Origin of the sequence: Streptomyces sp. NPDC091682 (assembly GCF_044756625.1) — a bacterium.
Classification (GTDB): Bacteria; Actinomycetota; Actinomycetes; order Streptomycetales; family Streptomycetaceae; genus Streptomyces.
The window spans coordinates 23955-36611 of record NZ_JBIVTH010000003.1 but is presented as its reverse complement, the minus strand read 5'-3'; the positions used below and the strand labels follow the sequence as shown (position 1 = coordinate 36611).

General features: G+C 71.0%; 11 protein-coding genes. 3 read left to right on the top strand and 8 right to left on the bottom strand.

Annotation, left to right across the window (positions count from 1 at the left end):
- Nucleotides 1-86: 86 nt before the first annotated feature.
- Nucleotides 87-1235, bottom strand: coding sequence for a glycerate kinase (locus tag ACIQK6_RS08220; RefSeq protein WP_329097681.1), 1149 nt, complete (start codon nucleotides 1233-1235; stop codon nucleotides 87-89).
- A gap of 143 nt (nucleotides 1236-1378) precedes the next feature.
- Here ACIQK6_RS08220 and ACIQK6_RS08215 point away from each other — a divergent pair, with 143 nt between their 5' ends.
- Nucleotides 1379-3112, top strand: a complete 1734-nt coding sequence (locus ACIQK6_RS08215) for a BCCT family transporter (RefSeq protein WP_402694538.1) — start codon at nucleotides 1379-1381, stop codon at nucleotides 3110-3112.
- Nucleotides 3113-3155: 43 nt separating this feature from the next.
- Here the strand turns inward: ACIQK6_RS08215 and ACIQK6_RS08210 are convergent, their stop codons facing one another.
- Together ACIQK6_RS08210 and ACIQK6_RS08205 are read right to left on the bottom strand one after the other, a co-directional pair.
- Complete coding sequence (locus ACIQK6_RS08210; protein WP_329097677.1) at nucleotides 3156-5582, bottom strand: hypothetical protein; 2427 nt, start codon at nucleotides 5580-5582, stop codon at nucleotides 3156-3158.
- A gap of 84 nt (nucleotides 5583-5666) precedes the next feature.
- Nucleotides 5667-6686: a glycosyltransferase family 2 protein gene (locus ACIQK6_RS08205; protein WP_329097675.1), complete on the bottom strand. Its 1020-nt coding sequence runs from the start codon at nucleotides 6684-6686 to the stop codon at nucleotides 5667-5669.
- A gap of 289 nt (nucleotides 6687-6975) precedes the next feature.
- Between ACIQK6_RS08205 and ACIQK6_RS08200 the strand changes: the two genes are divergently transcribed.
- Both ACIQK6_RS08200 and ACIQK6_RS08195 read left to right on the top strand, forming a co-directional pair.
- A complete protein-coding gene (locus ACIQK6_RS08200; protein WP_329097673.1) occupies nucleotides 6976-7476 on the top strand; it encodes an NUDIX hydrolase in 501 nt (166 codons plus the stop codon).
- Nucleotides 7477-7525: 49 nt separating this feature from the next.
- A complete protein-coding gene (locus ACIQK6_RS08195; protein ID WP_329097671.1) occupies nucleotides 7526-7954 on the top strand; it encodes a hypothetical protein in 429 nt (142 codons plus the stop codon).
- A gap of 12 nt (nucleotides 7955-7966) precedes the next feature.
- Here the strand turns inward: ACIQK6_RS08195 and ACIQK6_RS08190 are convergent, their stop codons facing one another.
- The 5 genes from ACIQK6_RS08190 to ACIQK6_RS08170 form a co-directional block, all read right to left on the bottom strand.
- Nucleotides 7967-8353 (bottom strand): SHOCT domain-containing protein, encoded by a 387-nt coding sequence (locus ACIQK6_RS08190; RefSeq protein ID WP_329097669.1) that lies wholly within the window; start codon nucleotides 8351-8353, stop codon nucleotides 7967-7969.
- Between the two features lie 113 nt (nucleotides 8354-8466).
- Nucleotides 8467-8976, bottom strand: coding sequence for a methylated-DNA--[protein]-cysteine S-methyltransferase (locus tag ACIQK6_RS08185; RefSeq protein WP_329097668.1), 510 nt, complete (start codon nucleotides 8974-8976; stop codon nucleotides 8467-8469).
- A 12-nt stretch (nucleotides 8977-8988) separates the two neighbouring features.
- A complete protein-coding gene (locus tag ACIQK6_RS08180; RefSeq protein WP_329097666.1) occupies nucleotides 8989-10473 on the bottom strand; it encodes an AlkA N-terminal domain-containing protein in 1485 nt (494 codons plus the stop codon).
- A 578-nt stretch (nucleotides 10474-11051) separates the two neighbouring features.
- Nucleotides 11052-11912: a CDP-diacylglycerol--serine O-phosphatidyltransferase gene (pssA, locus tag ACIQK6_RS08175; protein ID WP_301364983.1), complete on the bottom strand. Its 861-nt coding sequence runs from the start codon at nucleotides 11910-11912 to the stop codon at nucleotides 11052-11054.
- On the bottom strand, nucleotides 11899-12555 hold the full coding sequence (locus tag ACIQK6_RS08170; RefSeq protein WP_030010161.1) for a phosphatidylserine decarboxylase: 657 nt from the start codon (nucleotides 12553-12555) through the stop codon (nucleotides 11899-11901). The genes pssA and ACIQK6_RS08170 overlap by 14 nt, the downstream gene beginning before the upstream one ends.
- Between the last annotated feature and the right edge of the window lie 102 nt (nucleotides 12556-12657).

Below are 12657 nucleotides of genomic sequence, written 5' to 3'. Positions count from 1 at the left end.
CGGACCCGCGCCTCAAACTCCCCCAGCTACCGCTGGGAGGTACCCCCTGGCGAGGCTGAGATGCGGGGTCCGGGCAGACGGCCGGATCAGAGCACGTCGGCGGCGATGTTGGCCGCGACCTGCTCCAGCAGGGGACCCGCGTTCGGGATGGACTTGGCCGGGTCGGGCTCCAGGTCCGTGAGCGGGTACGCCTTGCGGATGCCGGCCCCTTCCAGCGCCTCCTGGGTCAGCAGTAGCCGGCCGCAGACGGCCACCACGGGCTTGCCCGCCGCGCGCGCCGCGGCCGCGACGCCCGCCGGGGCCTTGCCGTGCAGGGTCTGCTCGTCCAGGGAGCCCTCACCGGTGATGACCAGCGTGGCCCGCTCCAGCGCGGGGGCGAAGCCCAGCACGTCCAGCATCAGTTCGATGCCCGGACGGAACGCCGCGCCGAGCAGCAGGGCCCCGTAGCCGATGCCGCCCGCACCACCGGCACCCGGGAGTACCGCGCACTCGGCGGCCTTCGCGCCGATCGACTTCTCCAGCACCACCGCGAAGTGCGCCAGCGCCGCGTCGAGCGTCGCCACGTCCTCGGGCGACGCACCCTTCTGCGGGCCGTACACCGCGGCGCAGCCCTTCGGGCCGGTCAGCGGGTTGTCCACGTCGCTCGCGAGGACGAACTCCACCTCCGCGAAGCGCGGGTCGACGCCGGACAGGTCGGCGGAGGCCAGCTTGGCCAGCGCACCGCCACCCGGACCGACCGGTTCGCCGTTCGCATCCAGGAACACGGCGCCCAGCGCGGCCAGCATGCCGGCGCCGCCGTCGGTGGTGGCACTGCCGCCCACGCCGAAGACGATCGAGCGCGCGCCCGCGTCCAGCGCGGCCTTGAGCAGCTCGCCCGAGCCGTACGTGGTCGCCGTCAGCGCGGCGAAAGTGCCCGCCGGCAGCAGCTGCAGCCCGGAGGCCTCCGCCATCTCGACCACCGCGGTGCCCCCGCGCAGCGCGAAGGCGGCCGTGACCTGGTCGCCGAGGGGTCCGGTGACCCGTACCTCCCTGCGCTCGAAGCCCGCTGCCACGGCTGCCGCGACCGTTCCGTCGCCGCCGTCCGCGACGGGGAGGGTCTCGATCTCCAGGTCCGGTACGGCCCTGCGAAGACCGGCCGTCACCCGCTCCGCGACCTGAACGGCCGTGAGCGAGCCCTTGAATTTGTCCGCGGCGATGAGTACGCGCGCGGCCTCAGTTACTGCTCCGTCCGTCACCTTTGCTATCCCTTGCTATCGAACAGTGCAGTCGCGCCGCCATGAGCTTATCCGGAGGATCCTCCTATGCCCATGAGTGGCCTGGGCCACACCCGGCGCACCATGCGCCTAAATAGGGATATACGCCTGCATAGTGTGGCCGCATGAGCGCGGAATCACTGGAACAGCCACGTCCGGACACCCCGGGAGGCGGGTCCGGCGGCCCCTCGGACGGCGCGCCCGACCATGCCGTCGTCACCGTGGGTGTGATCGCCGTGCTGGCCGTCGTCGCCTGGGCGGCCCTGGCCGGGGACTCCTTCGACACGGCGTCGAGCACCGCGCTCTCCTGGGTGCTGGGCAACTTCGCCTGGCTGTTCGTGATCGCCGCCGACGTCTTCCTCGTCATGTGCGTCGTCCTCGCGATCAGCCGGTTCGGCCGGATCCGCCTCGGCGCCGACGACTCCGAGCCCGAGTTCACCAACCTCGCGTGGATCGCGATGATGTTCAGTGCCGGGATGGGCATCGGCCTGATGTTCTACGGGGTGGGGGAGCCGCTCACCCACTACCTGGCCCCACCCCCGGCCTCCGGGGCGGCCCCCCGCACCGGCGCCGCCGCCCTCGCGGCCATGGAGTACTCCTTCTTCCACTGGACCCTCACCCCCTGGGCGATCTACGGCATCGCCGGCCTCGCCCTGGCCTACGCGACCTTCCGCAAGGGCCGCGGCAACCGCCTCAGCTCCGCCTTCGTCCCCCTGATCGGCGAGCAGCGGGCCAACGGCCGGCCCGGCAAGGCCGTCGACCTTCTGGCCGTCTTCGCCACCGTCTTCGGCACCGCCACCAGCCTCGGCCTCGGCGCGCTCCAGGTCTCCAAGGGGCTCAGCCTCACCACCGGCATCGAGGACTCCGTCACCGTCGAACTGGTCATCATCGGCTCGCTCTCGGCGGCCTTCGTCCTCTCCGCCTTCTCCGGCCTGCACAAGGGGGTGAAGTGGCTCAGCACCATCAACATCGTGCTCGCCGCCACCCTGATGCTCTTCGTCTTCGTGCTCGGCCCCACCGTCTACATCCTCGACGTGATCCCCGCCGGTGTCGGCGGGTACCTGAGCGAGCTGGTGCCCATGGCCAGCCGCACCGGCGCCTTCACCGACTCCAAGTGGCTCGGCGCGTGGACGATCTTCTACTGGGCCTGGTGGCTCTCCTGGGCCCCCTTCGTCGGCACCTTCATCGCCCGCATCTCGCGCGGCCGCACCATCCGCGAGTTCCTCATCGGCGTGCTGCTCGTCCCCAGCGGGGCCACCGTCATCTGGTTCTGCGTCATGGGCGGCACCGCCATCCGCCTCGATTCCACCGGCGCCGTCGACTTCGCCGCCGAGATCAAGGACGGTACGGAGGCCTCGCTCTTCGCGATGCTGGACGCCCTGCCGCTCTCCGCGGTCACCTCGTGGGTCGCCATGGTCCTGGTCATGACCTACTTCGTCACCAGCGCCGACTCGGCCTCGCTGGTGATGGGTTCGCTCACCAGCCGCGGCTCCCTCAACCCGTGCACCTGGCTCGTCGTCACCTGGGGCGTGCTGATGGCCGCCGTCGCCGCGGTGCTCCTCGTCGCGGGCGGCCTGAAGTCCCTGCAGACCGCCACCATCCTGGTCGCGCTGCCCTTCGTCATCGTCATGATGCTGCTCTGCTGGGCCCTGGTGAAGGAACTCCGCACCGACCCCGGCGCCGGACCCGCCCGCCACCACCCCCTGCACGGGATGCGGGACGCGGTCCGGGCCATGGTCGGCGACGCCATCACCGAACAGGGGGCGGCCCGCTACCCCCGGCTGCGGCGCGTGGCCGGGTCCCGGTCCGGGGTACGGGAACACGAGGACGGCGAAGACCCGGGGTCCCCGCAGGCGTGACGCCTGTGCGGACCCCGGGCCTCCGGCGGTGTCTGCGAGCCCGTCAGGACAGCTCGTACACCGCCAGCCGACCGTTGTCGTAGACCTTCTTCGCGAGGTCGGCCAGGAGCGGCGACTCGGCGCCCGACGGGCGGTGCGCCACGATGTAGCGGACGTGGTACCGGTCGTGGAGCCGGCGCAGGATCTCGGGCGTCGGCCGGTAGACGGCGTCCTCGTTGAACCGGAACAGTTCCTGGTCCCAGAAGGGGCCGTAGTAGGCGGCCCCGCCGCCCGACAGGGCCATGGCCCGCGGCGCGTAGCCCCAGCCCTCGATCAGCACCGACCGCTCGGAGAACGCGCTGAGCCACTGGGAGCGGGTGTTTTCTTCGCACTTCGCCCCTGGGGGCAGGGGCCCCTCCACCTGCCAGCAGTGACTGTTGGTGGCCAGCACGTCCGACGGCTCGCTGTGGGCGCGGATCCAGCGCGCCGCCTGCACGTGCGAGCGGGGCATGACGTAGGAGAACGACCACAGGGATTCCCGGGACTGCAGGACGTCGTGGAAGAGACCCGGGGTGCCGGCCGTGAGGGCGGCGGCCAGCAGGACGATCGCGCCGCGGCCGCGCAGCGCGGGCCACGCCCGGCCGCCGAGCCGCCACAGGACCGCGCCGACCAGGGCGGCCAGGGCCAGTGCCGCGGCCAGCGCGAGCGCGGGCAACAGCACGGAGTAGGAGGTGCCCTTGCGCCCCGCGTCGCCGGCGAGCCGCAGCACGTAGGACGACCAGCGGCCGGAGTAGCGGTAGATCCCGAAGGTGAGCAGCGCGGAGAAGGCGAGCACGCCGAAGGCGAGTGCGGCCTTGCCCCGCGCGCCGAGCGAAGCGCGTTCGAAGGTCTCGCAGAAGCCCCAGGCCGAGAGCACGGCCCCGAAGGGCAGCGAGGCGAGCGTGAAGTAACTGGCGTTGTAGCCGTTGACGGCCAGGTAGGCACACGGCCCCGCCACGGAGGCGCCGAGCAGGAACCACTGGACGGGTTCCAGCCGGAAGCGCCGCTTCGAGATCAACGGGATCATGCCGAGCAGCTTCAGCTGGTGGTTGAGCAGGAAGGCGACCAGCGTGCCCACGACGACGAGGGCTTGGAACGCCGGTGAGCGCAGGTTCCCCTGATCCGCCCAGTAGCCGCGGATGTTGCCGAACGGGATGATCTCCAGCCCGTAGCTCTCGAAGTTGAATATGACCGCCGTCGCGAAGAGCTGGGCACCGCCGAGGATCGCGCCCAGCCCGACCACCTGCCACGGGATGCGCCGGGTGGTGATCAGCAGGACGAAGCCGGTCAGGGCCAGGCCGGCCAGGGTGACGGGCAGGGTGCTCGCCTTGGCCGCAGTGGAGGCCAGGGCGAACAGCGCGACGAGGACGTACACCTCGCGGCCGAAGGACGGGACCCGGTCGGCGCCCTCGCCGTCCGCGGCTGACGGGCCCTCCTTGCGACTCCTGCGCAGCGCGTCGCCGATGACCCCCATCAGCGCGATCAGCAGTGGCTGGCTGTACGTCAGGGAGAGGCTGGACCAGGACATCAGCCGGACGGCGGGGGCGCCGAAGGTCCAGGTGGGCACGGGGTTGGGGTAGACGGCGGTGAACTCGGCGACCGCGAAGACCAGCAGCGCGGCCAGCGGCCCCGCCCAGGCCCGCCCGATGAGCCGGTGGGCCACCACGGCGGCGATCACCATGCCGAGCGCCGCCAGCGCGGGGACCATGAGCCTGGACTCGACCACCGCGAGGTCGATGTGACCGACCATGTCGGTCATCGCCATGTGGGCGAAGGTGAACCAGTGGTAGTGCAGGGGCTCGCCGGAAGCCTGGGGGAAGGTCAGCGGGACGTTGTGCTTCGCGTTCGCGGCGAGCGACAGCAGGTACGGCATGTCATTGAACAGCCTGCTGTTCTCCTTGTCCGGGATCACCGGATACAGGGACAGGAAGACCTGGTGGAAGTAGACGCTGCTGAGCATCACCGCCCCGGAGAGCGACCAGGACCAGCCGAGCGACGGGCTGGTGTACCCGCGCGGACGCCAGTGCCGGCGGAGCTTCGGCACGGCCGCGAAGGGGATCACCACGGCGAGCGGCCACGCGAGGGCGAGCGCCTGGGCGCCCGCCCCGACGAGGACCGCCCAGGCGGCCAGTTCCAGGACGAGGCCGAGGACCGCACCGAAGGCGAGATCCTCGATCAGCGTGTGCGGCCGTCGGCGAAGCGCCCGGAAGACCAGCGTGCCGGGGAGCATGACGCCCCAGAGCACGTAGAAGGTGTACCGGGCGACGTCGCTGGGCGTGGTGTCCGAGGCCAACAGCAGGGAGACCAGGAGGAGGTACGCGGCGGCCGCCGGCAGGAAGCGCCAGAACGCGTGCGGTCCGGGCCGGTCGCTCCTGAGGGACGGGGACGAGCCGCTCAGCGGCCGCGCCCCGGGGCCGGTCCGCTCGGGCGCGACGCTGCCAGTTGTACCCATGTGTTCGGTGTCTTCCCTACCTGCTGTGCGTCGGCCGGCCCCGGACGGGGCCGGCCGGGAGCGCCCCGGTCCGGGGCGCCGGGGTCAGGCCGCGTATTCGGCGACGCGCTGGTCGTGCTCGGCGGCCGCGGTGTCCTCGGCGGAGTCGTAGCCGACGAAGTAGGCGGGCCGGGCCTGCACGGCGGAGTAGATCCGGCCTATGTACTCGCCGAGGAGGCCGACGCAGACGAGCTGGACGCCGCCGAGGAAGACCATGCCGATGAACAGCGAGGCCCAGCCGGGGACGGTCGCGCCGAGCGCGTACTGGACGGTGGTGTAGATCCCCAGGCCGAAGCAGATCACGAAGCTCAGCAGGCCGAGCCAGGTGGCGAGCCGCAGCGGGCTGGCGGAGAAGTTGGTGATGCTGTCCAGGGCCAGGCGGATCATCTTGGACAGCGGGTAGTGGGTGCTGCCCGCGACCCGCTCCTCACGGACGTAGACGACCTCGCCGCTGCTGAATCCGAGCCACGGCACGAGCAGCCGGTAGACCGGCTGGTGCTCGGGCAGGGACTTGAGCGCGTCGACGGCGGCCCGGCTGAGCAGGCGGAAGTCGCCGGCCTGGTTGGGCATGTTCTTGCCGACGAGCTTGCGCATCAGCCAGTAGTAGACGCCGGCCGTGCGCCGCTTGAAGAAGGTGTCGGTGCCGCGGTCGCCGCGGACGCCGTAGACGATGTCCAGGTTCTTCTCGCGGGCCAGCTCGTACATCTCGACGATCTTCTCCGGCGGGTCCTGGAGATCGGCGTCGATGCTCACGACGTACTCGCCGTGGGCCCGGTGGATGCCGGCGGTCAGCGCGGCCTGGTGTCCGGAGTTGCGGGCGAAGCGCACGATGCGCAGCTCGGGCCACTCCTGGCGGATCTTCTGCATGATCATCGGAGTGGCGTCGGTGCTACCGTCGTCGATGCCGACGACCTCGTAGCTGATCCCCATGCCGTCCAAGATCGGACGCAGGCGCGCCACGGTCAGGGGCAGGGCCTCCTGCTCGTTGTAGATCGGGATGACGACGGACAGCACGGGTACCGGCCGGTCGGCCGCGTCGCGTGCCGGGGCTGCTGCGTTCTGCATGGAGGGGTTTTTCTTCAATCTCCGAGTGCGGAAGACCGTCGGCGGGTGCCTGACGATCTGAACTGCCGAGAGCAGGACGTCGGCAGTGGACCACCAGTCCGACGGCCCGGAGACACACCAGTTGCCGGAGCCCTTGGTGCCGCAGGGCGGGGGTGAGTGACCCGGGCGAGGGGTAATAATATCATCAGTCAAACAATCGTCATGGGGTGCCCATTGGGTGTCGAGCGGACCGAACGCCCCGTGCCACCCGGCCCCACCGCGCTCGTGACGAAGGAATTAGGGTTGCGGCGTGACCACCGCAGATGACTACGCCACGTACATCGCGAGCCTGCCCCGGGTGTTGGCCGGCGCGGCCGCCCTCTACCGGGACGCCGAGGGCCGGGTCCTGCTCGTCGAGCCCAACTACCGCGAGGGCTGGGCCCTGCCGGGCGGAACCATCGAGTCGGACCAGGACGAGTCGCCGCGCACCGCGGCTCGGCGCGAGAGTGCCGAGGAGATCGGCCTCGACCTCCCGCTCGGCCGTCTTCTGGCCGTCGACTGGGTGCTGGGCCCCGGTCGCCCGCCCCTGGTCGCCTACGTCTACGACGGAGGCGTACTCGACGAGGCCCAGCTCGCTTCCGTCGCGCTGCAGGAGGAGGAGCTGGTCTCCTGGCGACTGGTCGAGCCCGCCGAACTCGCCGCCTACCTGCCCGAACTGCTCGGACTGCGCGTCCAAGAGGCCTACCGGATCGCGCAGTCGGGCGAGGGCGCCGCTGAACTGGAGAACGGCCGGCGTCCGGTCACCTCGTGACGGGCGCCCCGTAACACCGGACTTACCTCGACCAGGACAGAATCAGAAGATGATCACGATGTACGCCTGGCCCAGCACCGCCGACGGGCCCGACGCCCTTCCCATGGTGCACTTCACCACGGACCAGCAGGCCGGCGGTGAGGTGACTGCGGAGGGGACCCCGGTCTGGCTCTTCGACACCGCGATACGCGAGGGCGGCTGGGCGCTGTTCACCGATTTCGAGGGCTGGTCCGTTCCGGCCGCCGGCTGGCAGGCCTTCTACCGCCGCGAGGACGACCTCCTCGCCGTCACCGGGCCCGGCTCCTGCGAGGGCTGGTACCAGGGCAACCTCGGCGCCGACGGCGACTGGGTGGCGGCCGCCACCACCCAGCAGAGCGTCGTCCTGCTGGCCGCCCCGGTCCAGCACCCCTCGCTGTACAACTACGCCGTGGAGGCCGGGGCCGCCTTCGCGCTGCTCGTTCCGCTCCTCGTCGTCTGACGACCCGACCGGTCAGGCCAGGAGCTTGGCCTTGGCGCGGTCGAACTCCTCCTGCGTGATGTCGCCCTTGTCCTTGAGGGCGGAGAGCTTGTGCAGTTCGTCCGCGCTGCCGCCGGAGCCCGCCGTCTTCTGGACGTAGTCCCGGAAGGCGGCCTCGTTCTCCTGGACCTGCTTCAGGTCGCGCTCGCCCATGCTCTTGCCTCGGGCGATGAGGTAGATGAACACGCCCAGGAAGGGCAGGATGATGACGAAGATCAGCCATCCCGCCTTCCCCCAGCCGCCGAGGCTGTGGTCACGGAAGATGTCCGTGATGATCTTGAAGAGTAGGAAGAACCACATGATCCACAGGAACAGGTACAGCATCGTCCAGAAGATGTTGAGAAGCGGATAGTCGTCCATGCCCGACTCCGATCATGTAGCGGTATTCCATTCATACAACCGCTTCAAAAACTCCGCATTTCGGAGTGGGGCGGTGTCGAACAGGCCTCCGCGACCGGCTTTCAGGACGGGGCTCAGGCCTGTTCTCCGGACTCCAAGGCCAGCAGCCTGACCTTGCGGTCGAGCCCGCCGCCGTAGCCGGTCATCCCGCCCGACGCGCCGATCACCCGGTGGCAGGGCACGATGATGCCGACCGGGTTCTTCCCGTTCGCCAGGCCCACCGCGCGCGAGGCGCTGGGCTTGCCCAGCTTCGCCGCGAGCTGCCCGTACGACCACGTCTCGCCGTACGGGATCCGCACGAGCTGGTCCCAGACGCTGCGCTGGAAATCGGTGCCCTCCAGACGCAGCGGGAGGTCGAACTCGGTGAGCTCGCCGGCGAAGTACGCGGTCAGCTGGCGCGCCACTTCGGGGAAGGGCTCCTCGGCGGCGGCCACCCGCTCCCCGAAGGACTCCTCGGCCGGCCGGTGGCGCTGCTCGGTCATGTAGAGGCCGCTGAGCACCCCGTCCGTGGCGACCAGGGTCAGCGGGCCGTAGGGGCTGTCGACGACGGTGTGCGTCTTGGCGCTGTTCGTGGTGGATCGCATCGCTGGTGCTCCTCAGACGGGCAGGTGGTTGATGGGGTGGGCTTCGGTGGCCCACAAGTACTGGACGGCGTAGGCGCGCCAGGGCCGCCATCCGGCCGCCCGCGCGGTGAGCGCCGAGGGGGTGGACGGCAGCCCGAGCCCCTGCGCCGCCCGCCGGATCCCCAGATCGGACGGCAGGAAGGCGTCCGGGTCGCCGAGTGCCCGCATCGCGATCACTTCGGTGGTCCACGGGCCGAAGCCGGGCAGCGCCGTCAGTTGTGCCCGCGCCGCCTCCCAGTCACTGCCGAAGCCGAGCGTCAGCGAGCCTTCGGCGAGCGCCGAGACCAGGGTGGTCAGCGTGGCGCGCCGGCTGCGCGGCAGGGCCAGCGCCTCCGGGTCCAGCCCGGCGAGCGCCTGCGGGGAGGGGAAGAGGTGGGTCAGCCCGCCCAGCGGGTCCTCGATCGGCTCCCCGTGCGCGGTGACCAGCCGGGCCGCGTGCGTGCGCGCCGCTGCGGTGGAGACCTGCTGGCCCAGCACCGCCCGTACGGCGAACTCCGGCGCGTCGACCGTACGGGGTACCCGGCGCCCGGGGGCCTTGTCCACGAGCGGGGCCAGCAGCGGATCGGAGCGCAACTGCTCGCCGACCGCCTCGGGGTCGGCGTCCAGGTCGAGCATCCAGCGGCAGCGGCTGATGGCGATGGTGAGGTCGCGCAGGTCGGTCAGGGCGAGCCGGCAGCCGATGTGGTCGGGCTGCGGGGTCAGGGCGACCACCCCGGTTCCGTAGGGCAGGCGCAGGGTGCGCCGGTAGGCGCCGTCCCGCCATTCCTCGACGCCGGGGACGGCGGTCGCGGCGAGGTGCCCGAAGAGGTTGTCGGGGTTCAGCGGGGCCCGGAACGGCAGCCGCAGACTTATCGTCCCCGGGATCCGGGGCGGGGCGTTCCTGCTGCGGCCGGCCTTGACGGCCCGTTCCCGCAGCTCGCTCGGGGACAGGGCGAAGACCTCGCGGACCGTGTCGTTGAAGGTGCGGATGGAGGAGAACCCGGCGGCGAAGGCCACGTCGCCCATCGGGAGCTCCGAGGTCTCGATGAGCAGCCGGGCGGTCTGGGCGCGCTGGGCCCGGGCCAGGGCCAGCGGACCGGCCCCGAGCTCGGCGTTCAGCTGCCGCTCCACCTGGCGGGTGGAGTAGCCCAGCCGGGTGGCGAGGCCCGGCACCCCCTCCCGGTCCACCACACCGTCCTGGATCAGCCGCATCGCGCGCGCGACGGCGTCGGCCCGGGCGTTCCACTCGGGCGAACCGGGGCTCGTATCAGGCCGGCACCGTTTGCAGGCCCGGAACCCGGCCTGCTGGCAGGCGGCCGCGCTGGGCAGGAAGGTCATGTTCTCGACCTTGGGCGGCACTGCGGGGCAGCTGGGCCTGCAGTAGATCCGGGTGGTCAGGACGGCGGTGAAGAACCAGCCGTCGAAGCGGGCGTCCTTCGACTGCACGGCCCTTACGCAGCGCTCGGTGTCGGTGTGCATGCGTCCAGCTTCGGGGTTCCGGTTACGGCGGGCTGGCGGTTTTCCGACATCAAGGCTAGCCGTGTCCCTGGCCGGGGGCGCGGGGGCGGGTCGGGCGGGGCCGGGTCCGGCGGCGGGGCGGGGGTCGTCCGGGGTAGGCATGATTTATGGCCCCACGGCGGAACGAGAACGTGCCCGGCGGCCCGGGCCAACAAATCACGTTTTACACCCCGGACGACCCCCGCCCCACCACCGGCCCCGACCCCGCCCTCGGGCGATCCGCACGGCCGCCCGAAACCGCGGGTCCCCGGGGATCCGGACACGAGTGCCGCAGGCGGGGGCTACGGGAGGGGTCGGCGGCGGGGTGGGGAGTGTCCGGGGTGTAAAACGTGATTTGTGGCCCTCACCGCCGGGGTCCTGTGCGACCCGGCTCAGGGGCCATAAATCATGCCTACCCCGGACACTCCCCACCCCGCCGCCACCCCCGGCCCGCGGAAACGGCCCCGGAGGCACCCCCGGCCCCCGTGAACGCCCCCGGCCCCAGGGAAACGGCAGAAGGCCCCGGATGCCGATGGCATCCGGGGCCTTCTCCGGTACAGCTAGCGCAGCGTCGTCGCTCGGGCCTCGCGGCGGTTGTGCCGGAAGGTGTTGGCCTTCCGGGTCGTCGCGAAGAGCGGAATGGTCGCCGCCATGGCGATCTGCAGGGCGCAGCCGGTCTGGAGCAGCAGCTGACCGCCGGGGGCGTCGAACGCCCAGGCCGCCAGCAGCCCCATCGCGCTGACGATCCAGCAGAGCATCGCCACCGCGAGGACGCCCCGCGGCTTGGGGTACTCGACCCGGCTCACCATCAGCCAGGCCACCCCGATGATCGCCAGCAGCGTCGGGACGAACGGCAGCTCCAGCAGCACGATCGAGACGACCGTCAGCGCGCCGAAGGGGCTCGGCATGCCCTGGAACATGCCGTCCTTCATCGTCACGCAGCTGAATCTCGCGAGTCTGAGCACCACGGCGAGCAGGACCACGATCGCGGCCAGCGCCGACATCTTCTGGTGCGCGTCGACGGCGACCATGCCGTAGACGAGCACGAAGTAGGCCGGCGCGAGGCCGAAGCTGATCAGGTCGGACAGGTTGTCCAGCTCGGCACCCATCGGCGAGCTGCGCAGCTTGCGGGCCACGATGCCGTCGAAGAGGTCGAAGACCGCGGCGAGCAGCATCAGTATCACGGCCGTCGCGGCGCTGTTGCGGGCCATGCCCGATTCGCCACTGCCGGTGAGGTGCGGAATGAGGATTCCGGTGGTGGTGAAGTACACCGCCATGAATCCGCACGTCGCGTTACCGAGAGTGAGGGTGTCCGCTATCGACAGCCGCAGCGAGAGCGGCATGTCGTCTTCGGCGGACTCCTCCTCGGCGGGCTCGGGAACCCAGCCCGCGGCCGGAGTCTCAGGGTCAGTCACGGTCAATTCGTGTCACCCCCGCGGTGGTGGCCTGACCGACCTCGACCGCGACCTCGACGCCCTCGGGGAGGTAGATGTCGACGCGGGAGCCGAAGCGGATCAGACCGATGCGTTCGCCCTGCTCCACCTTGGTTCCGGCCGGCAGGTACGGGACGATGCGACGGGCGACGGCGCCGGCGATCTGCACCATCTCGATGTCACCGAGTTCGGTGTCGAAGTGCCAGACAACGCGCTCGTTGTTCTCGCTCTCCTTGTTGAACGCCGGGACGAATCCGCCGGGGATGTGCTCCACGGACGTCACCGTGCCCGCGAGGGGCGCACGGTTGACGTGGACGTTCAGCGGGCTCATGAAGATCGCGACCCGGGTGCGTCCGTCCTTCCACGGCATGATGCTCTGCACCACACCGTCGGCGGGCGAGATGACACGGCCCTGAGCGATCTCGCGCTCGGGGTCGCGGAAGAACCACAGCATGCCCGCGGCGAGCGCGGTGGCGGGCACGGCCGCCGCGGCCCAGCGTCCGGACTTGCGGGCCCGGGTGAGGCTGAGCGCCGCGGTGGCCACGGTCGGCAGAAGCCACGGCGATGCTCCGCGCGCGAGGCGTACGCCAAGGAGGCTGTCGCGAGGTGCAGAGGTTTGGCTGTGGGGCATGGATGACCTTCGTAGCGGGTGATTGCCGCGCCGCAAACGGGGGGACGGGACGGCGGCTTTACTGGAATGCTATCGGTTGCGCGCAACAACTGGGCAAGCCAG